This window comes from Paenibacillus arenosi, assembly GCF_014841135.1.
GTDB classification, from domain to species: Bacteria; Bacillota; Bacilli; order Paenibacillales; family Paenibacillaceae; genus Paenibacillus_B; species Paenibacillus_B arenosi.
In genome coordinates this window covers 335,452-359,004 of sequence record NZ_JACYTN010000001.1, presented here as the reverse complement: position 1 = coordinate 359,004, position 23,553 = coordinate 335,452, and the positions used below count along the sequence as shown (strand labels likewise).

Genomic DNA, 23,553 nt, shown 5'->3' with positions numbered 1-23,553 from the left:
AAACAAGTGATAAAATTTACTTTACCGCAATATCAAAAGGTCCCGCACCAACTGTGACGGCATGAAGCACTGTATTCGTTAGTAAATCAATGACCGACACTGTACCGTCATAATAATTCGTAACCGCACCTTTCGTACCATCCGATGACAACGCTATTCCAATTGGGCCATTTCCTACTGGAAAAGAAGTGCTTATTGTATTCGTAGCAATGTCTAGTACGAAAACTTCATTCGTATTCAAACTAGTAATATATGCATTGTTTCCTGACGCGGTAATCGCTATTCCTTGCGGAGAAGCCCCAATCCCCACTATAGTTTGTACAATCGTGTTCGTAGGAGCACTGATTACAGTTATTGTGCTGTCTCCAGAGTTAACAACATATACTCTTTGGCCATTTGGCGTAATGGCTAAAGCAATCGGGGAAAAACCTACTTGGATCGTTTGGACAACCGTGTTCGTCACCGTGCTAATTACATACACCTTATTATCAACCGAATCCGTTACATACAATAGAGTTCCACTAGGCGTTATTGCTGCTCCATTAATACTATTTCCAACTGCAATTGTAGCGGTTACCGTATTCGTTGGGGTATCGATCACCGACACCGTTCCACTATCTCGGTTGACCACATATACAAAGGCCCCGTTCGGTGAAACAGCCAACCGAATTGGAGATACCCCAACTGATATCGATTGTACGATTGTATTCGTCACCGTATCAATAACGGATACTAGATTGGTTAGTAGATTCGTAACATACACATAGCTGCCATTAGGGGAATCAATTAGACCCGCGGGAAACGTAATGCCCGTAATCGTTTGTACGGTGGTGGCACTCATTAGTCGGATCACAGATACCGTACTATCTGTATTATTCGTGACATAGGCAAGCGAATCAGACACAACCGTGAACTCCGTTTCTGCTACTCCTTGTGAGCCCAGAAACAACAATGTATTTTCAGCCTTAAATCGGTAAGTCCCAGCACTCGGCAGCGATTTTGCTTTGAGTACTAATTCGAATTGGGCAAGCCCCAATAAATCTAGGGTTAATCCAAGGGTTACTCTCCCCCCGTTATTGGATATTTGACTGGCAAGTAAAGTCGTGCCATTAAGTGTGTCGCTTGTGGTCGCCGTAAATCCTGCAGGTAGTGTAAATACAACAGCACCAAGCGCCAAAATCGCGTCTGGCCGATAAGAAATAATAATATCCGTAACCGCTCCTTCTCTATTACTAGTTACAGCCGTCACTAGTAACTGCGCTGCAAAGGGTACGTTATCTTCCTGAAATCTTTCTGTCATAGACGTATCTCCTCCATAAACAAAGTAAGTGGACCGATCTGCTCGGTCCACTACTCTAGTTTATGCTTCTACTCTGTCAATGTTGATAGAATAAACGTCTGTTTATACGAAATTACTTGCTTTGCTCTAGTAACGTATCATCTACAATCAGATGTACAGGGCAATGATCACTGCCCATGATTGTAGAATCAATGCGTGCGTCAACTAAGGAACCATGCAATCTAGAAGAAACAAGGAAGTAGTCAATGCGCCAGCCGATGTTCCGCTCTCTCACTTTCGCCATATAAGACCACCACGAATAAGCATCCGTCTGCTCTGGATAGAAATAGCGGAATGTATCCGTAAATCCAGCCTCTTGAAGAATCGTCATCTTCTCCCGCTCTTCTGCTGTAAATCCTGAATTACCATGATTCGACTTTGGATTTTTCAAGTCTATTTCTTGATGCGCTACATTTAAGTCACCACATACAATGACTGGCTTACTCGCATCCAACTGCTGCAAATAAGTACGGAAGCGATCTTCCCATACCAAACGCTCTTCTAGACGTGACAAATCCCGCTTCGCGTTCGGCGTATATACATTCACCAAATAAAAGGTTTCGAATTCAAGGGTAAGAATCCGACCTTCTGGCTCTTCATTTTCCTCAATTCCATAACGTACGGTTAATGGCTTATGCTTCGTAAATACCGCAGTACCAGAGTAACCTTTCTTCAACGCATAATTCCAATATTGCGAATAGTGTTCGCCAAGGTCCAGATCAATCTGTCCCTCCTGCAGCTTCGTTTCCTGTACGCAAAAGATATCTGCATCCATTTCCTGAAAATAGTCCATAAATCCTTTATTTACACAAGCCCGCAAGCCGTTTACATTCCATGAAATAAGCTTCATCGTTACCTCTATCTCCTTGCTATCACTTTTTACTGCATAGCTTATAGTGTACCATATTTAGCGTTGTATATTTGAATACCTACTTCGTAATAAGGTTCAAAAGCAGTTTCCTACTGTCAACGAAGTCCTCTTCATCTACCCTTTTCTCGGTAGGCTTGCTCAAATGAGTTCCGTACTTTTCAACCAACACAAATAACCATCTCCTTGCTCTGGATTTAAATCATGGAATGTAACCATATATCCAAATTTTCAAGAGATAGTTAGCTTTTTGTTATGACACATTCAATTCGAGGGCAAGCCCATTGTAGCTTCGAAAATAATTACGTTCATCAAATAAAAGGCATGATTTCGAACATTTTTAGCTGTCGTTCATAACAGCAATACGCCGCCCATCATCCCCACTACGATCTTTACTGGTCCTATCATGAGTATATCCATCCAGTGGCCCATTTCTTTCCGTATAATTCCTGTCAGTGTTACCTAAAGAATCGTCCTCCGTTCGAACGATCTGCTTAGTAAACTCACCACCTCTATCACTAACCGATGTGGTGTAGATGTCTTTTGCAAAATATTCAATAGACAAACTCTCGTTATAGCTGATAGACTGCTCACGTTTGTTCATTAATAGTGGAGGATATACGACTGTATCATACAGAACCCCATCCTTCGGACCGATGATCTCTACATTACTCGCACTGTTATTGCTAATTATGATTTTGCTTCCCGCATGGATTAATTTACTGCTGGAAAGCACACCTTTATCCAAATCAACAACCTCTCCATAGCTATCGTACTCAGCAAATTCATACGTTCCTTTGAAGCTAAGTAATTGAGAGCTGGCAGAGCTATTTACAATCTGCATACTTTCTCCTTTTTTCAAGGTCTTTCTCTCCAAAGCAAAATCCTCTCGCTCAAACAAAGAAAAAGCCTCATAAGGACCATATACATGCAATGGTTCGTCGCTTTTGTTCGTCACAACATATTTAATCTTACCAAGTTGTCGAGCGGAAGCTGAACTGTTGCCATAACGATCAAGCTCGTTATTTAAATAAGAAACATAATCATACTGCATCTTTCCGCTATCAACATTAAAATAAACATAATAGATGTTATCGCTTACATTATTCATTTCCAATGTTTTATTCGTGTCTATGTATCGATGAAATACAGCAGGATGCTTTCTTGTTTCCATGCTAAAATACGAATGCGGCGCATACACTTCGATTGCCTCTTGTTCTCGATTGGTTATCGCTATCTTTCTAGCGATTTCAAGGAGCATTCGCCCACCTTTATGATCAGCCTCATACGATTGCAGCATATTATATTCATCGTAATTCGCTTGATCATTTTTTCCATTCACATAAAAATATTCATCAGTAATTCCGATATTCGTTATTTCCACGCTCTTACCCGGCTGTAACCATCTGCTTACAAGTGCAGGAGATTCCGACCGAACAATATCAGCTTTGTTTTGAGCAACCGCTATCGTGACGATATCATTTGACGTATTTGTAATGACTAATCGTTCATCTCCCGTGACAGCATAAGAAGAAGACGTTGTCCCTTTCCCGTATGCATTTGCCCCTTTCGATTGACTTGTCTCTGCGAAATCAAATGTATCTCCTTTCAGATTAGCCGTTATCGTTTTACCGTCTTTTGAACTGACCCGAGCGGATTCACCTGGAGCCAAGTGATATGTATATTCAGTAGCATAAGCGGTTTGCGATATACCAAGCAGAATCACGAACAGCATACTCACGCTAAGCACAAGCCAGCGTTTCAAACTAGACTTCATAGCAGTTGCCCCCATAATAGTATCTCTATCTTAAAATATATATGTATAATTTGTTCTCAATTATGTGCTTGGAATACATTCAATCATTCTTCCTCACGTGCATATACAATATTACGATTATACTAAAATAAGAATGTGTCTGAATATTAACCTATCAGACCAATTGCATAGTACTTTATTACTTGCTTTAATTATGTTTTCTTGAACATATGTAAATATTTATGATTTAAAGTGAACAGAATCCGCTCTACATGATACTGAAGACCTATTTTTCACAAAAACTTCTGAAATTATTAGCATTCACCAATCTAGTCTTCACTACTATCCGGTAATTGCTCAATAGCTGCATCCTTCCATAGTCATTTAAGATGCTATCTATTGGTTTCGATCTTCCCGCATATATCCCGTAAACTATTATCTATTTTATGTACGGATAAGAGATTATCAGCAAATGTTGGATGCCAGATGCACGATAGATTAATATGCTGACTCTATAATAATTGAATAGTTTAGTAGTACGGGAGGTTAGCTAATGTCACAATCAAACATTCCTAATATTACGCCGATCATCTCTGTGACACGCGATGATGCCATTACCTTACTCTTATCATCGATCGCTTTGGAGGAACTTGGTCTAAGTCACATTTTGAATGCTGAGGGGGAAAAGCTTCAATACGTACTTGGTACACTGCCTGGAGTGACATCACCGCCAGCAACCATTAGTGACGTGCTCACAATGAATGAAAGTGTGCGAAATACGATACGTGAGTTAACGAAAAAGGAATATTTATTGGACAGCAAGCTAAACAGTATTTTGAACACGCCAATTTCGATTGGCCCTACAGGGCCTCCTGGACCAACGGGTCCATCTGGTGGGCCTCCAGGCCCGACAGGAGCGACTGGCGCTACGGGCGCGACCGGTTCAACAGGTGCCACAGGAGCAACTGGCGCTGCAGGAACGGCAGGCGCTACGGGTGCCACGGGAGACCCAGGACCTACTGGCCCTACTGGACCTGCGGGAGCGACCGGGGCTGCGGGCGCCGCTGGAGCAACTGGCGCTACGGGAGCGACCGGGCCAGCGGGAGCAACAGGAGCGACCGGGCCAGCGGGAGCAACAGGAGCGACCGGGCCAGCGGGAGCAACAGGAGCGACCGGCGTTGGAGTGACGGGTCCTACAGGTCCAACAGGACCATTAGTAACCGCGAACAACGCCACCGTATTTAATCCAATTAACGTAGCCGTAGGAGCTAACGGTAGCGTGCCGTTTAGTGACAACGGGACAATTAATGGAACCGCAATATCACACGTTGCAGGATCAACGGATATACTTCTAGATCCGAACCAGACTTACTACGCGACTTGGAACGCAAATGCTAACACGTTAGCAGCTGGCCAGCTTCGAGCGTTCGCCTTGTTCCTGAATGGCGTACAAATACCAGGGACGATTCAATCCGTTGCGAATACTGGAGCCAATAGCGCTATCCAACCTACCATTACTGGAGGGGCTGTGTTTAACACAGGGGCTGCGCCAAACATTTTGACTTTACGGAATGTCTTCGCCGCGGCTACAACGATAGCGGCACCAGGCGTTACGGTTATTAAGCTCATATAGTTTAGCGAGGTTTTAAACAAGCATTTTTCTAACTAGTAAAATTTAAAAAAATGAGCCAGTGGAAGATACAGAACATTGATGATGAAACACATGGTCATCTCAAGCAGATAATCGGATAAGAGCTATATAGCGGCGAATGCTTCCTTTCATTCAATTGGGAAGTGTTCGCCTAATTTTCTTGAGCCTATATAAACTATGTTGGATAAAGAAAGACCTTGAAGGCTTCTGCGTCCTCAAGGTCTTTCTTTAATAAAATCAATACACAGTATACATATTATGGAATACGTTACCCGTCTTCCAATTTTATTTCTTCCCAGCCTCCCCCACTATTCTTTTCATATGTCATATAACCATCATTCGAATATTTATCTGTAATTATCTCAGTTATATCTGACTTATTATATCCCTTTTTTACATCAATCTAATCATGTAGAAATAAAATAAATAGGGAAGTTGAATCATTGGCATTCGATAAATATGCACCTAAAAGCTCATTGTATTCCGTACTAAAAAACAAACATAAATGCTCTACTTTGAATAGTATATTATCTTTGCGTTCAATCAATCCATCGTAACTAGCAAGTAAATTGAAATCATCCAAATCAAAAATTCTATTTGGTGAAAGTAACGGATTCATGCCTCTAATAAATATACCTGTTACATCACCATTATTCTTTTCAAGGAAAATAACATGATCTAATCGCTCATTATCTTCCTCAGCAAGAAGCACATCCCCGACTTGAATATCTTCAATGGTTTTCTCCCCTTCGTTAGTTCAGAACTTGATTCAGGGAAGAAAGAAATTCGCAACTATTTGAGCTACTACCATTGCATTAGAGTTCTATAAGTTGATAATAAACAAAAAACCTTAAGAAAATTCTCGTGGTTTTTTGTAGCATAAATATTCAACTTTCTTTTTTCACATATTCATTGAGTTTTTCATCCCAAACTCTGATTACCTTGCCATCCATTCTAATAAATGAATCTTCCCATTCTTCTAAGATATATCCACCTAATGGGCTGTTAGAAATTTCGTCCTCCAATGGTAGTTGCGTATACTTTTCGACATATTCTCTATCCCGTGGTTTCAGATTTATATCAGTATATTTTGAAAATTCCGCAAGACACTCTGAGCATTTATAGAATAATTCACCATCCCTTTTATCTTTTTTTTATTTCAATCCAGCCCTGATTACAACCGTTACACCAATCTACTTTATAAATATATTTATCCTGCATAACCACAATCCTTTTTCTATCGAGATGAAAAAATTATGTTTGTCTGTAAAAAGACCCTGAGGACAAATATCCTCAGGGCTAACAAAAAATCAGTTCCAATGTAAAGCAACTCTACGGTTTAAAAATACCTCTTTCAATTCTTGAAGAAATTTCTGTTCCTGCTTTAGCTTCCCATTGGCCCCCTGCAAATTGATATTAAATGGCGGAACTGCACCGAAACTTCCACAAAGACAATCTGTCATACTCAATAAATCATAACCATAATAGCCACCCGGACCATTAATAGCTTCTCCTAGAGCACAAAAGAATGAAGTCGCATCGTCTACATGCTTTCCATTCAACTCGTACTCACCATTCTCCTGGTCTTGAGTGTGATTGCGATTAATTGTATTGTAATTTAATCGAGTAACTTCTAACCATCCTACTCGTTGCTTGTCCGATAGTTCTGTCCATAAGTTTTTTTGGGAAAGTTCTGCCCTCCACATCTCCCAGATTTCTAACGCTTCCTTTGTGGCTACATAGGTAACGTACCAACCATATCAAACTCCCGCACACTACCACTAAATCCTGACTTATGAAAATAAAATGGTTCTCTCAAATAAAAATAATAGACCCCTATTGGATTACCCTCATTATTAATGATAGTGAGATCTAGATTGTTGATATACATTTTTGTATTATTACAAATCTCTATAAAATGATCTGTAAAACTAAAATCTATAAACGTTATTTTATTAAATTCTTCACCATCTATTTGCTCTGTCTTAGCCCCTGTTAATCCTTTTAACTCGGTACATCTTCCTACGACCATACCATTTTCAGTATCTATTAAAGCATATTTATAAGTCATATAGCCTCCTTTTCTCTCCCCCTCCGCCCATAATAAAGGAAGACGGTTATCCATTATGGATAACCGTCAATATTTTACGAGTCTGTGCTGACTATATTCTACCTAATGCTCTATCAGCTTCTATTTGAAGTTCTATCGTTTTAGATCCCATGTATTTCTGTGCAGTCTTCAGAATCATTCTGTCATTTCCGAGTACTTCCAACACCGTAGTTGCAAAAATGCTCTTTAAGTGAACATCTTTATCAGCAGATACTTCTTCAAAATATTTAAAGATACTTTCTAGCAAATTAATGTTTCTTTCCTCGCTCAATAATTTAATTATTTTCGGCATGAATACTCTCTCAATTATGATAGTTTCTAGCACCTCACCGTAATACTCGATTGATTCTCTATACTCATCTTCAGCCGACGGTAAGAAATCTAACATTATTCTAAAGAATTCTTCCGTTTTTTTATTCACAACCACCAACTCCTCTAATCAAACAGTCTTATTGCTTTCTCTAGATCATTTCTTATAGCATCAACTATATCTGAGTCATTAAGGCTAAGTTTCCCGGATTTCGCTAGCTTATTTAACCCCCTTAACTGGTCCTGAGCTTTTTGTAGATGAGTTGAAGAACCCTCGTAAAACTCCTTTGTAAGTATAGCAGCAGTTCCGCCATCTCCAACTTTTGCACCAGGTCTATAAAGTTCATTTATGAATCCTCTGAGATTTACACTTTGAACAGTAGATAACAATTTTTCTCTATTAGAACCAGTAAATTCAGGCATATTGTTTAAAAGTCTAGTAACACTATTAACAGCACAATTATGAACCCAAATTCCAAGGTTAGATACAAAGTAAGACTGGAAATCCGCAACCTCAAAGTTATAAACAGTCGTTACTCGTGGTTCCTTTTCTATCTTATCTATCGATAGTTTAGAACCGTCACTCGTAACAAGCAAGTCCCCGACCTTCAAGTCTTTGACCTCAGTCCATCCCTTGCCATCCAGCCAGAAAGGATACTCCGACGTGGACATAATAGATTTCGTCAGACTGTTTTTGGAACAGAGCCACTACTTCTTTGTACGCTACTTCTCCCGTCTCATCTGACTTCGCAAGAACCATATCTCCGACCTGAATGTCTTCAATAGGTTTCTCCCCTTAATCCGTCTGCACTTTCGTGCCTGCGGTGAAACAGTTACACGCTACGTCATCAGCCTTCTTACTGCCCCAGCCGAAGAAGTTCTTAATCTTGCTTCCTGCCCAGAAAACGCCTTCGGTTACATACTTACCTGCATGCTTCATACCAGGAATCGGAATAAAGCTCGCTGTCGCACCTACGCCTTCTGCCCAACGCTCTGCGGTCGATAATCTTTCGCCAGTAATATGGTTGTAGCCGCTAAAGGCTTGCTGGAAGCCCTTCGCTGTACCGAGCCCTGGCATCGTATCTACGAGGAAATCTCCTCCTTGTATCCACGGGGAATCTCCATCTCTACTAAGTCCAAATGGATCGATATAAGAGATCGGGTTGCCGTTTACATAGGCGAAACGGTTCAGCGTCTGCGACTGATCGATCGAGCCTCTTAGAATGTCTCGATTCATAAATCGTTTCAGTTCTGGATGATAGTAAGTATCTGCTACTTAGAACAAAAAAAGAAAGACCTTGAGGTTCTACACCCTCAAGGTCTAATGAAATAAACATTATAATATTAGAATTTAATACTCGTTGATTTTATTTTATACCCTACCGGGAGATTGTATTTCCATAATTCCTCAACTTCATATCCACCAATATTGATACCTAAAAATGAAGGATCTATAAAAATTTCTTGCTTGTTAAATAAAATTAATTTAAAAGCATCGCATATTAGCTCACAATTATTTACCTCTAAATTGAAAAACTCGATATTTACAATCTTGTTGTCTAGCATTGGATTATTAAAGATAACCCCACTGATTCTCGATTTTGCAGGTATCACATCTTCCAAATCGATATCAATTTGAATAGTATCAACTTTGGAGATAGAAATCTTGGAGTATTGCTCAATGGATTGAAGTTTAATCAATTGTTCTCCAAATTCAAAAATGAGGTAATCCGTATTGGCAACAAACTCAGACAACTCACCTTCTTCGAAATCTACAAAACCCGTTAAATATATTTCATCTAAACAAAACTTACTTATTACCTCTGTAATTTCTTTTAACATTCGGAAACTCCATTCGGAAGCATTATTTGAAAACTATATTAAGATCCATCCCTTTGCCAGATTCTAATAATGTAACCTGTTCTCCATCAGGTTTAGTTACTACAGTCAGCCCGTTCCCACGATAAATATTCATCAAGCCTGAATTTTTATTTATCGTCCCTTGACCTATGAAACTTACTGTCCCATCATCTATCATTTTCCCAATATCCTCAAGAAATCTTGGTCCGTCTGCTTCAAGTTTAGAATACTTTGTACCAAGTGTTTTTTCTAGTAATGTCTTATGCTTTAGAAAATGAGCTTTGAAATTCTTACCTGCAATTATTTCACAATTATGAACCCAAACACCAAGATTTGAAACGAAGTACGAATTAAAATCCTTAACCTCAAAGTTATAAACCGTTGTTACTCGTGGTTCCTTTTCTATCTTATCTATAGATAGTTTAGAACCATCACTAGTAACAAGCAAGTCTCCAACCTGAATGTCTTCGATTGGTTTCTCCCCTTCATCCGTCTGCACCTTCGTGCCTGCGGTGAAGCAGTTACATGCTACGTCATCAACCTTTTTACTGCCCATTAATAAAAGGACCTTGAGAGTAATATCACCTCAAGGTCCAGAAATATTATACTATACACCTTTAATTTTGCTACTACAAACTAGCCTCACTTCCAAAGAGAAACACTGATAATTCCTTCTCCTCTTTTGCCGTTCTCATTACAACATCATTAAAGCATTCAATTATCAGTTTATAGTTTTCAGGATCATTTTTTGCCATGATATCAACGTGAGTCCATAAAATATATAGCTTCTGGGACTCACATTCTAAAAAACCACCAGATATTGAATCAATAAAAGCATCTAAATTATCACCTATTAAAGGTGGATCTTGTGGAAGTATACTACTAACCTTTTTAAAAAAAGAATATTTGTTTGAAATATTTGAACCATTCAGAAGAAAAACTTCTGAAGTATTCTTATTAATTTCCTTTAGCACAACACTAAATTCTGTTTCATCAAATTGGGAAATTGATAAGTAGCTTATATTCATCATCTCCTGTGCTATCTGATTCTCACAAATGGCGGATCTCCTGCTTGTCCATAATGCGTCCATGTATAGTATATTATATTTGTATTCTCATTTATTACAATTCTTCTTACACCTCGGTTAGTCGTACCTCTAGGTGGGCTAACAGTGTACTCTTTGTAGCTACCATCATCGGGCAAGTGACCCTCTCTGTTCTTAAAATCAGCTCCCCAGTTCCTCTTTAATTTCCGATCGGTTGGTTCGGTACCAGAAGTAATATAATTTAGAGTATTAATAACAGCCGCTAACTCCTCTTCCGGAAGATTTGTAATCCATGGTATTACAGCACAATTATGAACCCAAACCCCAAGGTTGGATACAAAGTAAGACTGGAAGTCCGCAACCTCAAAGTTATAAACCGTTGTTACTCGTGGTTCCTTTTTTATCTTATCTATAGATAGTTTAGAACCGTCACTCGTAACAAGCAAGTCCCCGACCTTCAAGTCTTTGACCTCTGTCCATCCCTTGCCATCCAGCCAGAAAGGATGCTCCGCCGTAGCTTCTATTACTTCGTTTCCGACGTGAACATAATAGATTTCGTCAGACTGTTTTTGGAACAGACCCACTACTTCTTTGTAAGCTACTTCTCCCGTTTCATCGGACTTAGCAAGAACCATATCTCCGACCTGAATGTCTTCGATAGGTTTCTCCCCTTCATCCGTCTGCACCTTCGTGCCTGCGGTGAAGCAGTTACACGCTACGTCATCAGCCTTCTTACTGCCCCAGCCGAAGAAGTTCTTAATCTTACTTCCTGCCCAGAAGACACCTTCGGTTGCATACTTACCTGCATGCTTCATACCAGGAATCGGAATAAAGCTCGCTGTCGCACCTACGCCTTCTGCCCAGCGCTCTGCTGTCGATAATCTTTCGCCCGTAATATGGTTGTAGCCGCTAAAGGCTTGCTGGAAGCCCTTCGCTGTACCGAGCCCCGGCATCGTATCTACGAGGAAATCTCCGCCTTGAATCCACGGGGAATCTCCATCTCTACTAAGTCCAAATGGATCGATATAAGAGATCGGGTTGCCGTTTACGTAGGCGAAACGGTTCAACGTCTGCGACTGATCGATCGAGCCTCTTACAATATCCCGATTTACAAAACGCTTCAGATCTGGATGATAGTAACGAGCTCTCATTTGGTACAAGCCATTCGAGTCCGTCATAACACCATCTCGACCATTGTAGCGGAACGGTTGCTCTGTGACGCCTTCATGTCCTAGTGCTTCGCCATAGTAACCATAGGTGTACGTATCTGTGACTTCTCCAGCTGGATTCGTCAATGCCTTCGTGCTTCCACGACGGTCATAGTGATACGTAGCATATGCACCTGATGCATCTTCACGTCCAATTAATCCAAGACCGTAAACATAGTACGCTTGTGCTTGGCCTTGCTCATTCGTCTCCATAAGCACTTGCGACAGCATCGCTTCTGGATTGACGACATACTTGGTCGTGACTCCATTAACCGTGACCGAAGTACGGATATTATCGCTGTTGTAGCCATATTTTACACCGCCAGCTTCGATCAACCTGTTGCGTGCATCATACGTATACGGCTGCATACTGCCGCCAAGCGGTCCATTGATGAGATTTCCATCTGCATCGTACGTTACAGCTTGACCATTAAACGTTGCCATTCGGTTGTCCGTTGTGTAGGTCATTTCAGCATCTGGCACGGTTTGCGTCATTGGAGAAAGACCTGGCCCATTGATATCCATAACGGGTTGTCCAGACGTGCTGGCACCAATAGCGCTAGTAGCGCCAGTACCGTACACATTGGCTGTAACAGAAGTGCCAGCCAACTCTTGCTCCGTCAATACGTTGCCTACAGCATCATACGTGTACGTGTAACCATGCAGCATCGCCCCATCTCCACATGTATCTGTAAGCTTGATTAAGCGACCTGCTGGATTGTATTCACGTTTTTCGAGTGTACCGTTAGGACGCTCTGTTGTAACAAGACGGCCATTCGCATCATAGCTGTACGTCGTCACGCGATTCGTCCAATCCGTTACCGTCTTCATTCGTCCTGCACGATCATACGTGTATTTCACTGCTTTGCCGTCAGGATAAATGAGTGTCGTTAAACGTCCAGCCGCATCGTACACATACTGCATGCGCTGACCATCTTGATCTACGTATTGTGTCACACGATCGAGCTCATCGAAAGTACGTGTGATAACATCACCGTTTTCTTTCTGCTCCACTACATTTCCATTAGCATCACGCGTGTACGTCACTTCTCCAGTTGGGTCTGTGAAAGAAGCCAAATGTCCTGCTGGATCGTATTTGTACGTCGTCACTTGTGCACGCGCATTCGTTGACTTGTCCAGCTGTCCTAATGGGTTGTAAGCATAAGCTTCATTACCACCAGAAGCGTTGGACTGACCTGTCAATCTGCCGATCCGATCATACGTATATCCAGCAGCATTGCCATTGGGATCCGTTAATCCTTGTAATCGGCCAAGCGCATCAAATTGTTGAGTCGTTTGTCCTTGCAGCGGATCGGTTACTGCATTCAGACGGTTCATGCCGTCGTAAGTGTATGCCGTTTGGCGCTGCAATGGATCAATGGATTGCGTAAGGCGATTGTTCTCATCGAACATATACGTCCATGTTTCGTTCAATGCGTTGGACTGGGATTTCATATTTCCAGCCGCATCATACGTTACGCGATACACTTTGACACCTGCTGCATCTTCCACTGCTGTAAGGCGATTCAAAGCATCATACTCATACTTGAACGTTTCACCTTCTGCATTCGCAGCAGCAATAACATTGCCTATCGCATCATGCTGATATGCCGTATAATTACCAAGCGGATTCGTGATTCGGTTCAAGCGACCTTCGCCATCATATCCAAACGTACTTGTTTCCTTCTTAGCATTCGTAACTTGTGTAAGCTTGCCATTGCCATCATAGACGAATGAAGTTTTATTACCTCGCCCATCTGTCGTGCTAGCCAAAAATCCTTGGTTATCATACGCATAACGTACAATGTTCCCTAATGCATCGGTCTCTGTAGATAACTGATCGTCTGCCAAATAAACTACCTTCGTCGTATTGCCTGCTTCATCCCGCTCATTAACAAGGCGACCTGCTTCATCATAACCGAGATGAAGGGTTTCCCCTTCGCCATTCTGTACCGTACTTACACGATTGCCCGTATATTTGTACAGCGATTGAGCGCCTTGCGCATCAGTTACCGACTGAAGCAATCCATTTGCATCATAGGCATACGTTGTTTTTCCTTGATCAGGGTCCGTAACGGTAATCAGACGATTATGCTGATCGTACGTATTCACAATCGTTTTCTTATCGGGCCCAGTTGCGGTTAGCAAATTGTTTGCTTGATCGTACGTCATCGTCATCGCTTGGTTCATATGATCGACAGCACTGATTACGTTCCCGCGCTCATCATACGAGTAACGTGCCGTTTGCTTCAGCGCATTCGTCATACTTGCACGATTGCCCGCTTCATCATACGTATACGAAGTCGTACGACCCAACGCATCTTCAACGGCAAGCAATTGATAGTTGCGATTATGTGTGCGTTTAATTACATCTCCGTTGCGGTCTGTTATCGTCGTGATTAGCTTCCCATCTGCTTCTTGGTAAGCAAACAACGTCGGTTTGCTGCCTGCAAGCGCATCCTGCTGTTTCACGACACGGCCCTCGCTATCGTATTCGTTCACGAATAGCTTCGTACCTTCGCTTTCCGCTGACACAATGCGATCTTGCTCATCATAGGCGTAGTTCGTCACTCTGCCCATTGCATCGGTAATCTTAGTCAATCGTCGTGCATCATCATAGCCAAATGTCACTGCGCGATTGGCATGATCTTTTACAGCAGACACATCACCATTTGCATTGTAGCTAATTGTTAATGCTGCTCCTGTGAGCGGATCAATGACAGCTTGCAAACCGTTTGCATCATATTGGAACTGCAAAGTCTGACCTGTCTTATCTTTCATCTCCGTGAGACGACCAACGGAATCAAAGTGGTAGCTAGTGCCTTTATTCCGTGACCACACATAGCCGCCATCAGCTTGTTTCACGACTTTGTCCAGCTTGACTGCTTTATCTTCCGATCTATAGCTTCCATCTGCCTGTTGCTTAAAGGTATTGCTATGGAAAGCATTGCGATAAACCTTTATCGCTTCTCCCGTTTCACTTACCTCTAGTCGAAGCTCATAGTTATGGCCCCACACTTTACCTAACGCTGCATCACCTTTTAGCAAAGAATGATATTGTGCTTGGAAAGGAATCGGCACTGCGCCATGCGCAGTTAGCAGCGTTCGGTTAATAATTTGTGCACCTGTCGACGTATCAATCGGATCGGCATGGAACGACTGTGGATCATAGTCAGACGCTTCTAACTTCGCGATTTCATCCGCCGCAGCAGCACCTGAGATCGGAGCTGGCGGTGCATCTTTTTCTGCAAATTGGAACAAATCATACGGTGCGAACGCGCTGATCGAGCTCGTGTCTGCACCTCGAATCGATACTGTCTGGCCCGCAGGAATCGTCATCGGACTGTAGCCGACTTGTTCCGGCTGCTGAAGTATACGGTATTTGAAGTCACCAACAACCGTTATAGCACTCTGTGCATTGCTCATATTCGTAGCTTCCAGCACTTTGCCGCTGCCCAATTGTGCATGAATAAGAGCGGACTTATCCGTTGGAACTACTTGCAGCTCGTTCTTATTACCTGTCACCACTGTTCCGTTAACTTTCGCACTCGTTAACACAACTCGCTGACCTGGCAATACGTTAACGGATTGTTGCAAATCATCTTTACTGTAATGAACAGCCTTTCCTTGTCCATCATAGACAGCTATATCATATTTCCCTCGCACAATCAGTTCCTGCGGAGCTCCTGTTGCATTCGTTGCTACAATGCTGTTTCCTGATAGAAGCTTAAGGAAAAATTGATTTTGATCCCCAGCCCAACGAATCGCATCGGTTGGCACTTCCACGGTAATCGGAATCACTTGTGCATTCGTGATTGCTTTACGTTCTGTGGAATCAAATGATTTTGCCGTACCACCGCCCGCTTTACCTGAGGACTGCAATGTTCCAGCGGCATCATAAATTTGATACTCATACTGCGCGTCAGCTCTAGGAGCAAACGGACCAGCTGAGATGTTATAGAACGAGATCGTATCCATCGGCTGCATCGTTTTGATCGTTACAGCTCGTTCCTTACGATTCACAATCTCAAATGCATCAAATGCTCCTGATACGGTGACAGATTGTCCACTTGTCGGAGACACAACCATTTTATATAGATTGTACATCGACTTGGTGCTGCCACTCTGGTTGGAATAGTAAGTAGAGACTTCGCCTTCCGCATTGTACTGCGCAAAGTCATACGTACCTACGAAATCGACGTACATCATTTTATTCAGCTTATTACGCAGCATGATCGTTTCATCTGCTTGAAGATGACGTTTAAACGTTACCGGATTCTCTCGTACTTGAACACGGAACGGATCATACGCCCCATAGACGATAATCGGCTGCGCGTCACTATTTTGCACCGCTGCTTTTTCGCCATGGACAAGCTTCTCGGTCGTTATCGTACTGCGATTATTTTGATAGTACGTAAGTTTGCCTTGTGGATCATATTTCGCCATATCATGAATGCCTGTCATCTTCACTTCAGCAGACGGTGTACTCATCAACGTTGCTTCCATGCTCGCTCCTGGCTTCAATTCATGTTCGAATATGGCTGGCAAATTGCGTTCCTTCACTTGGAACACATCATACGGTCCTTCAATGATCGTGGTCGTCGCTAACGCATTCGTCAGTGCGAGTCGATTGCCACTGCCCACAAGCTTGGACTTGCTCTTATATCCACGTTCTACGTCAGCTACATGTCCTTTTACATCATACATGGCAAAGTTATAACTGCCTTCGTTATAAATGGAATACGCCTTTTTCGATGTATTCGTCAGGTCTAAACTTGCAGCTGCCGGCAGCTTGTGCTTGAACGTAACCGGATGCTTACGGTCTTTCATCGTAAAGACTTCATACGCACCATATACTTCGATCGGTTCTTCATGTCGACTCATGACAGCAATACGCTGTCCAGCTTCTACACTACGATAGCTGATACTGCGATCCCGCGCATATGTACCTGGTGTCCCATCTACCTCATAGTCCATCATGTCATAATTGCCTGTGAGATTGATGTTCGCAGATCGAGCCGTTTGGTTCGTAAATTCAACACTTTGCTCTGCTGCCAACTTGCGTAGGGCAAGTGCAGGTGTTTCACTAGCTTGAGCGCTCACTGCTTCATAAGGCGCAAACCATTGCAGCATGGCCGTACCTGCTCCGGTGATGGTTATTCTTTCCCCACCATACAGCAGCAAAGATTTCGATGAACGCAGTCGATCAAAGGATCGCAATGCTCCATCTTGTTTATAACTTGCCTGATCATAGGTTCCTTCGATATCCAGATTGAAGTTCCCAGGCGTGATGCTCGTTATGCGGGAGCTTGCCCCAACAGGCAAGTAACCTTTATACAGAGCCGGATTCGCTTGTTCCGTAAGGATAAACGCATCTTCAGCTCCTGATATGGTCAGATTCGCAGCCCCACTGTTCGTGAGCACGATATGCTCCGTTGTTGCCACACTATAGGTATCACCTGTTAATGGACGACCAAATTTCTCTACATTATTTTGTCCACTATAGATTGCATAATGATGTTGGTTACTGGCTGTTACCGTGAAGCTCTTCGTCGCTTTATTCATCGCTTTCAACGTTTCACCAACAGCAAGCTGCTTACGGAAGCTGACCGGCTTGTCACGCTTCGTAAAGACGAAAGCATCATAAGCCGTGTACATCTCCGCTGTCGCAGAGCCCACGTTCGTTAAGGCAAACCTCTCCATCGAATCAATTGGAAGTTGAGCAATACTTCTATTTTGATAATAAGTTTGAATCATGCCTAACGTATCATACGTCGCATAGTCGAATAGACCGTTTAGCTTTATCGCTGCTCTTCCGGTTGTTCCATTAGCCCCTGCAATGCTTTGAGTTGGAGCGATTTGTTTCACCATTAGAGCAGGATTCGGACTTGATGCATAGGTAAATCCCTGTTTTGGCGCAATAATCTCTACATCCGATGCACTATTATTCGTGATCACCATTTTGTTATTGGCGCCGATAGATTTACTGGTAGAATAAGATCCTTTTTCAAAATCAACGACTTTACCAAGGCTATCGTACTCAGCGAAATCATACGTTCCACGAAGCGTAAGCGTACGGGATTCAGCAGACTTATTGGAAATCTGCACACTTTCCCCTTTTTTCAATATCCTTGATTCCATGGCATAGACATCTCTGTCATAGAGATAAAAACCGTCATAAGGACCATACACATGTAATGTCTGTTCATTCTTGTTCGTTACAACTAATCGTTCATTTTTATCCAATCTTCTATAAGAATTTGAAGAATAGCCATAGCCCACAATTTCATTATTGGAATAGAAAACATAGTCGTAGTTGTTCATTCCTTTAGGAACAGATAGATAAACACTAAAAATATTTTCGTTTCCATTGTTTATTTCTAGTGTCTGTCCAGTCCCCACATAGCGATGGAATACAGCAGGATTGTATCTCGGCGCTATTTTATACTGGATATAAGGTCCGTATATTTCAATCGCTTCTTTATCTACATTCGTGATCGCCATCTTACGGCCCATTTTAAGACTCATCTGACCGCCTGAATGATTTTCATCAAAAGAAATTAACGTATTATTTTCATCGTAGTCTGCATGATCATTTTTACCCTTTACATGAAAATATTCATCTGAAATCCCTACGTTTGTTATTTCTGCACTATCACCTGGCTGTAACCACTTTGTTACAAGTGCAGGAGTCGATGAATAGTAGACGCTCGCTTTATTATCATCAACCGTTACGGTAACGGTATCACTGGATGTATTCGTAATGGTTAGCCGTTCGTCACCCGTCACCATCCGAGAAGAGGATTTCTTACTTCTACCGTATCCAATTACTCCTTTTGTTTCGCTCGTTTCTGCATAATCGTATGTAGGCCCTTTCATTTTAGCCGTTATCGATTTACCGTCTTTCGAGCTGACCTCGGCGGATTCACCGGGAGATAGTTTGTGTGTGTAGTCAACCGCGTAAGTAGTATGCAATACGCCATTTAGTAAAATAAATAGCATACCCATACTAAGCACGAGCCAACGAATTAAGCTAGATTTCATAGCAGAAGCCTCCATTATGGTGTCGCTAACAGTTGAACTGCCACATTGCCATATTTCGCAACCGCAGATCCACTGTCACTGAGAAGTAATACTTGCAGATGAAGTCGTGCTTTTACTGCATGGTCAGGAACTTTTAGTTCCGTTTGTACAGGTGCCCAGCCTTCAGCAGTCAGCACATTTCTCACAATGGCATGGCTCACATATGTATTGTCCTTGTCATAGTAATTCACGACCATTTGAGCTGCTGCATGATTGAGCAGTTCTGCCTTCATCCAACCGCTTAAGCTGTATGTCGCACCACCCATTACGGACATGTCCTGATAAATGTTCGCTCCACCCGGTTTCGTCGAACTGACTTGAATCATCTGGACGTGTGGGCTAGTAGATTGATAGACAGCTTCATATACAGATGGTGTTACGCCATTTGGAATCGCTGGCATAGCTACTGTAACAGGCTCAGTTACGATCTGATAAGCCGCAGTAACCCCTTCTGTGGCATAGCTGTTCCAGCCTTGTGCGATTCCAGTAGGCAGCACCTCGCCTGAAAAATTCCCATTAACTAAGCTTCCAGCCGCATGTTGCGCTGTACTTACTCGCAAAATATTACCTGCTGCATCATATTGATAGGAAGTATCCCCATGTTCTTTCGAAGATGCTGTTATTAATCGATCCCCAGCATCATACGTATACTGAGTTATATAAGCCGCTAAGCCTGTATACTGAAACAAGCTCGCTACGGCAATAACCACTATGAATACACTCACTAACTTGCGTTTCATACCTATGACCCCTTTCTTTTCCTCACCCTATGTACATTCAAATAAATGATAGTTTGATCATTTATTCATTATATAAACAAGCTGCATCCCAACTCCTTCCTCTCAAACAAGAGTTTAATTATACGAAAAAAAAGGAATGAAACCTATTATCCTTATCGATCAATTGCGTAGTACTTTGTTACTTAATTTTATTGAGATTCCCGAAATTTTTGTCGAATTATAGCTATTTTAATGAAATTGATTACTATTTCGCAGGAAAAACTGAACTAATATTAAATAAAAACACCCTTTAGCAAGCATTAGCTTCACCATACAGGCTCCACTAACATCTTTAAGCAAAAGGGTGTTATCCAAATTAATATTTACATTTTTGAACCGCATTACGTCATCATCGTAATCAAAGAATAAATAACGTAAAAGATTACAATTCCAATGAGAAACGATTTTATAACGCCCCATAAAAACTGCTTGTTGGAATACTCCGATTTGGGAAGCCTTTTATAAACTTGGAACAATCCCATCACGATTATCGCTGAAAAACAGATGTTTATCCCGTTGCGCAGCACTTTGAACACATACTCCCTAAGTGGAACTTGATAACTTGTATATCCTATCGACTGCTGTACGGTTACTACATCTGGATAATATACAATGGAAAATAATATACCAACGATAAGGCCATACAATCCCGCTTTAACTATTTTTTTCTCCATACATACCTCGCTATGAATTAGATGACAAGCTTCTATATAATTTGGGGAAAGGAACCTATTGGCCTACGACAGAAAATCCCCCTAGCCTGCCAATTACGTATTACGTAATACGTCTTACTTTCTTCCACACCAATTTACCAGCAATAAAGCCAATCATCCCGACAACCAATATAATACCAATTGGCACAATCGTTCCAACTACGCCTCCCGTTGCACCAATGCTTACTTCTTGGGATACATATTCAACGGTTTCATAATGTTTCTCGATGTCTGGTACATAAGTAATGGTGTTATACATACCCATTGCGATTTGAATAACGAAGTAAAGGAGACAGATAGCAATGGAAAATAGAAAGGCTTGCAGCAGCGTCCGCTTCAACTAGGTTCACCTCTTCATAATAGTAATGCGCATGCATAAAGGTTGTTCTAAGTTGTCAACACTTCTTACAATTAACACTATTTCAAAAGGTGTTCCAGCGTCTTATCCAACTTGTCATACGTAAACGCATAGCCCGCCCGCTCCAGCCGTTCGGGAATGACCCAGCGACTTTTCAACACTAACTCTGTCTCCGTCTTAATAAATACGGCGCCGATCTCAAGCAGCCAGCGCGGCGAAGGCAGCCCGATCCTCACATTCATCGTCTTCCGCAGTTGCTCCATCAACTCGCGATTCGTAACCGGATAAGGAGCAGAGCAATTAAACACTCCACTCAGCTCTTCGTGCTCGCGCAGGAACATAACGATGCCGAACAAATCCTCAATATGAATCCAGCTGAAGCGCTGATCACCTGAGCCCTGCACACCACCAAGCCCAAAACGAACTAAGTTCTTAAACGGCGTCATCACCCCGCCATCTTTTCCTAATACAATGGCGATCCGTAAAGCAACTTGCCGTGTAGCAGGCAGATTAAAGGAGAACAACGCCTCTTCCCACTGCTTCGCTACATCAACAGAGAAGCCCGTTCCAATATCTCCACCTTCCTCACTCATAGGTCGATCTTCTGCATGCCGATAAATCGTTGCCGTACTGGAATTTATCCATAAGGAAGGTGGATTGGAACACGCTAGAATTGCCCTACCAAGCAGATTGGTCGTGCTCGTTCTGGAACGAATAATTTCGCACTTGTTTTTCTCATTGTAACGACAGTCCACTGACTTACCTGCTAAATTAATAAGCATGTCAGCGTTATTTACCGCCTCTACAATCCCTTGTTCGTTGTCCCATGCCAAATGATGCGGTTGCCTAGAGATGATAATTACGTCGTATCCCATGCTGCGAAATTGCTTCTCGAAGTATTTTCCGATAAACCCTGTGCCGCCAGCTATGACAACTTTCTTTCCCATCTCCATCACTCGCTTCCTAGTTTAGTAGCTGCTTCGCCAGCTCAATATGAGCGGCATGATGATTGCCATGCCATGCATACAAGCCAACATTATAGTCGAGTCGAATCTCCTGCTTCGAATCAGGATGGTAGAACGTTCGCTGGAAGTCTTGCTCCGTCATCGATTGTAATAAAATAACCCATTTCCTATGCAGAGCTTCAATTAAAGCAAGTGACACCTCAACATCCACATCGATCGAATCTCCAAGTGCTACCCACTTCGCTTCATCATAAGGTTTAATCGTTGGCACATCCTCCGTCAATGCGAGCTTAAAGCGAGTAATGCTATTCATATGGCTATCAGCAATATGATGCACAACCTGCCGAATCGTCCATCCTCCCTCCCGATAGGGAGTTTCTAGCTGTTGTTCGTTAAGCCCTTCCACGAGCGCACGCAGCTTCGCTGGCAAATGCTCAATTTCTGCAATCCACTGCTGTCTCTGTGCTGGTGTAATAGTTCCTTCCCAAGTAAATGTCCCGATTGGATATTGTCTGTTCATGTAACTTCCTCCTGCTCCATTTAAACTAGCTATGTATCTAAACCTTTTCCGGTAAGCTATGCTCGGTTGCTGGCTTTCTAACAGCAAGCACCATACCTACAAAAATAAGGACGATTCCAGCCCCAAATTCCGTGAAATTAACGAACGGCAGCAGGATGACAATGCCGAGTGCTGTCTGCAAAAAGGTCACCGTGTATGAACTCATCACTTGTACACCTTTACCAAGCATCATCATGAATGCGTAACAAACCGCCGCCAAAAAGGCCCATAGTAATCCGGATGACATAAGTTCCGTCCACGATATCGATGCATCTACACCCACAATAAGCACGGTACCGACAAAGCAAGTGACGACGGACAGTAGCGCAAACATCGTTAGCTTCTCTTTAAAAAAGATACTTCCCGCAATAAGTACAATGACAGGCGCAAGATGATAAATTGTAATCCCGATCGTGATGGACGTTAATTCAAACGACTTGAACAAGAACACCCAGTTTAATACTAAAAACAACCCACAAAACAAAATTTGCAGCACTTCTTTTGACTTCCACTGCTCTGATTTGTAGCTTCCTGTTACATACCAGGCCAGACTTAGAAACATCGTCGCACATATACATCTGACAAAAACGAGCTCCAACGCAGGTATCCCTGTTTGCACCGAAAAGAAGCCAACGGAGCCGAAGATGGACATTGCAATAATCATTTTTATTACTGCTTGTGTATTCACTCGTCATATCCTTTCAATCTTATGTCATTCATAGGTGGCTTATCATTACGTTCTTCCTTTCATTGACTATCTGCTATCTGAAATCTGCTGCATCCATTCAGCAATTCCCTTTTGGCTATCATACCTCTACTATTTTACCAAAAATTCACTCTTATTTCGATTTTATTCTATTACTCTACTACTAAATAGCTTTTATTGATCATACGTTCGTGACATTCACCCAAATAAATATCTTTACATATGCTGTGAAAAAAGGTGAAG

Annotated in this window: 16 protein-coding genes and 4 pseudogenes; 1 reads left to right on the top strand and 19 read right to left on the bottom strand. The window is 42.2% G+C overall.

The window, feature by feature from the left end; all coding sequences use genetic code 11:
* Positions 1 to 16: 16 nt before the first annotated feature.
* The 3 genes from IFO66_RS01445 to IFO66_RS01435 form a co-directional block, all read right to left on the bottom strand.
* Positions 17 to 1,300: a BslA/BslB family hydrophobin gene (locus IFO66_RS01445; protein WP_192023426.1), complete on the bottom strand. Its 1,284-nt coding sequence runs from the start codon at positions 1,298 to 1,300 to the stop codon at positions 17 to 19.
* A 112-nt stretch (positions 1,301 to 1,412) separates the two neighbouring features.
* Entirely contained in the window at positions 1,413 to 2,189 is a 777-nt protein-coding gene (locus IFO66_RS01440) for an exodeoxyribonuclease III (RefSeq protein ID WP_192023425.1), read from the bottom strand.
* 358 nt (positions 2,190 to 2,547) lie between these two features.
* Positions 2,548 to 3,984 (bottom strand): hypothetical protein, encoded by a 1,437-nt coding sequence (locus IFO66_RS01435; protein ID WP_192023424.1) that lies wholly within the window; start codon positions 3,982 to 3,984, stop codon positions 2,548 to 2,550.
* Between the two features lie 532 nt (positions 3,985 to 4,516).
* Between IFO66_RS01435 and IFO66_RS01430 the strand changes: the two genes are divergently transcribed.
* The gene (locus IFO66_RS01430) at positions 4,517 to 5,596 is read left to right on the top strand and encodes an alpha-helical endospore appendage domain-containing protein (protein ID WP_192023423.1); all 1,080 of its coding nucleotides are present in this window, start codon (positions 4,517 to 4,519) and stop codon (positions 5,594 to 5,596) included.
* Positions 5,597 to 6,017: 421 nt separating this feature from the next.
* Here IFO66_RS01430 and IFO66_RS01425 read toward each other — a convergent pair whose 3' ends face one another.
* The 16 genes and pseudogenes from IFO66_RS01425 to IFO66_RS01350 form a co-directional block, all read right to left on the bottom strand.
* Positions 6,018 to 6,326: a hypothetical protein gene (locus IFO66_RS01425; protein WP_225445411.1), complete on the bottom strand. Its 309-nt coding sequence runs from the start codon at positions 6,324 to 6,326 to the stop codon at positions 6,018 to 6,020.
* A 598-nt stretch (positions 6,327 to 6,924) separates the two neighbouring features.
* Positions 6,925 to 7,320 (bottom strand): barstar family protein, encoded by a 396-nt coding sequence (locus IFO66_RS01420; RefSeq protein ID WP_192023422.1) that lies wholly within the window; start codon positions 7,318 to 7,320, stop codon positions 6,925 to 6,927.
* A gap of 29 nt (positions 7,321 to 7,349) precedes the next feature.
* Positions 7,350 to 7,685 (bottom strand): hypothetical protein, encoded by a 336-nt coding sequence (locus IFO66_RS01415; protein WP_192023421.1) that lies wholly within the window; start codon positions 7,683 to 7,685, stop codon positions 7,350 to 7,352.
* 91 nt (positions 7,686 to 7,776) lie between these two features.
* The gene (locus tag IFO66_RS01410) at positions 7,777 to 8,145 is read right to left on the bottom strand and encodes a DUF7674 family protein (RefSeq protein ID WP_192023420.1); all 369 of its coding nucleotides are present in this window, start codon (positions 8,143 to 8,145) and stop codon (positions 7,777 to 7,779) included.
* Positions 8,146 to 8,159: 14 nt separating this feature from the next.
* A pseudogene (locus tag IFO66_RS01405) lies at positions 8,160 to 8,877 on the bottom strand (polymorphic toxin-type HINT domain-containing protein); the annotation flags it as partial.
* A 129-nt stretch (positions 8,878 to 9,006) separates the two neighbouring features.
* A pseudogene (locus tag IFO66_RS24280) lies at positions 9,007 to 9,285 on the bottom strand (pre-toxin TG domain-containing protein); the annotation flags it as partial.
* 92 nt (positions 9,286 to 9,377) lie between these two features.
* Positions 9,378 to 9,875: a hypothetical protein gene (locus IFO66_RS01395; RefSeq protein WP_192023419.1), complete on the bottom strand. Its 498-nt coding sequence runs from the start codon at positions 9,873 to 9,875 to the stop codon at positions 9,378 to 9,380.
* Between the two features lie 22 nt (positions 9,876 to 9,897).
* Positions 9,898 to 10,425: pseudogene (locus IFO66_RS01390) on the bottom strand (polymorphic toxin-type HINT domain-containing protein); the annotation flags it as partial.
* 97 nt (positions 10,426 to 10,522) lie between these two features.
* Positions 10,523 to 10,924 (bottom strand): barstar family protein, encoded by a 402-nt coding sequence (locus IFO66_RS01385; RefSeq protein WP_192023417.1) that lies wholly within the window; start codon positions 10,922 to 10,924, stop codon positions 10,523 to 10,525.
* An 8-nt stretch (positions 10,925 to 10,932) separates the two neighbouring features.
* Positions 10,933 to 19,191: a polymorphic toxin-type HINT domain-containing protein gene (locus tag IFO66_RS01380; protein WP_192023416.1), complete on the bottom strand. Its 8,259-nt coding sequence runs from the start codon at positions 19,189 to 19,191 to the stop codon at positions 10,933 to 10,935.
* A gap of 14 nt (positions 19,192 to 19,205) precedes the next feature.
* Positions 19,206 to 19,970, bottom strand: coding sequence for a hypothetical protein (locus IFO66_RS01375; protein ID WP_192023415.1), 765 nt, complete (start codon positions 19,968 to 19,970; stop codon positions 19,206 to 19,208).
* A 380-nt stretch (positions 19,971 to 20,350) separates the two neighbouring features.
* The gene (locus tag IFO66_RS01370) at positions 20,351 to 20,683 is read right to left on the bottom strand and encodes a hypothetical protein (RefSeq protein WP_192023414.1); all 333 of its coding nucleotides are present in this window, start codon (positions 20,681 to 20,683) and stop codon (positions 20,351 to 20,353) included.
* Between the two features lie 100 nt (positions 20,684 to 20,783).
* Positions 20,784 to 21,062, bottom strand: coding sequence for a hypothetical protein (locus IFO66_RS01365; protein ID WP_192023413.1), 279 nt, complete (start codon positions 21,060 to 21,062; stop codon positions 20,784 to 20,786).
* 77 nt (positions 21,063 to 21,139) lie between these two features.
* On the bottom strand, positions 21,140 to 22,027 hold the full coding sequence (locus IFO66_RS01360) for a TIGR01777 family oxidoreductase (RefSeq protein ID WP_192023701.1): 888 nt from the start codon (positions 22,025 to 22,027) through the stop codon (positions 21,140 to 21,142).
* A 16-nt stretch (positions 22,028 to 22,043) separates the two neighbouring features.
* Positions 22,044 to 22,565, bottom strand: a complete 522-nt coding sequence (locus IFO66_RS01355) for a YfiT family bacillithiol transferase (RefSeq protein WP_192023412.1) — start codon at positions 22,563 to 22,565, stop codon at positions 22,044 to 22,046.
* A 124-nt stretch (positions 22,566 to 22,689) separates the two neighbouring features.
* Positions 22,690 to 23,268: pseudogene (locus IFO66_RS01350) on the bottom strand (DMT family transporter); the annotation flags it as partial.
* Between the last annotated feature and the right edge of the window lie 285 nt (positions 23,269 to 23,553).

Coding starts and splice junctions, on each gene's coding strand:
- IFO66_RS01445 (WP_192023426.1), bottom strand. CDS start 1,300: ATGACAGAAAGATTTCAGGAAGATAACGTACCCTTTGCAGCGCAGTTA.
- IFO66_RS01440 (WP_192023425.1), bottom strand. CDS start 2,189: ATGAAGCTTATTTCATGGAATGTAAACGGCTTGCGGGCTTGTGTAAAT.
- IFO66_RS01435 (WP_192023424.1), bottom strand. CDS start 3,984: ATGAAGTCTAGTTTGAAACGCTGGCTTGTGCTTAGCGTGAGTATGCTG.
- IFO66_RS01430 (WP_192023423.1), top strand. CDS start 4,517: ATGTCACAATCAAACATTCCTAATATTACGCCGATCATCTCTGTGACA.
- IFO66_RS01420 (WP_192023422.1), bottom strand. CDS start 7,320: ATGTGGAGGGCAGAACTTTCCCAAAAAAACTTATGGACAGAACTATCG.
- IFO66_RS01415 (WP_192023421.1), bottom strand. CDS start 7,685: ATGACTTATAAATATGCTTTAATAGATACTGAAAATGGTATGGTCGTA.
- IFO66_RS01395 (WP_192023419.1), bottom strand. CDS start 9,875: ATGTTAAAAGAAATTACAGAGGTAATAAGTAAGTTTTGTTTAGATGAA.
- IFO66_RS01385 (WP_192023417.1), bottom strand. CDS start 10,924: ATGATGAATATAAGCTACTTATCAATTTCCCAATTTGATGAAACAGAA.
- IFO66_RS01380 (WP_192023416.1), bottom strand. CDS start 19,191: ATGAAATCTAGCTTAATTCGTTGGCTCGTGCTTAGTATGGGTATGCTA.
- IFO66_RS01375 (WP_192023415.1), bottom strand. CDS start 19,970: ATGAAACGCAAGTTAGTGAGTGTATTCATAGTGGTTATTGCCGTAGCG.
- IFO66_RS01370 (WP_192023414.1), bottom strand. CDS start 20,683: ATGGAGAAAAAAATAGTTAAAGCGGGATTGTATGGCCTTATCGTTGGT.
- IFO66_RS01360 (WP_192023701.1), bottom strand. CDS start 22,027: ATGGGAAAGAAAGTTGTCATAGCTGGCGGCACAGGGTTTATCGGAAAA.
- IFO66_RS01355 (WP_192023412.1), bottom strand. CDS start 22,565: ATGAACAGACAATATCCAATCGGGACATTTACTTGGGAAGGAACTATT.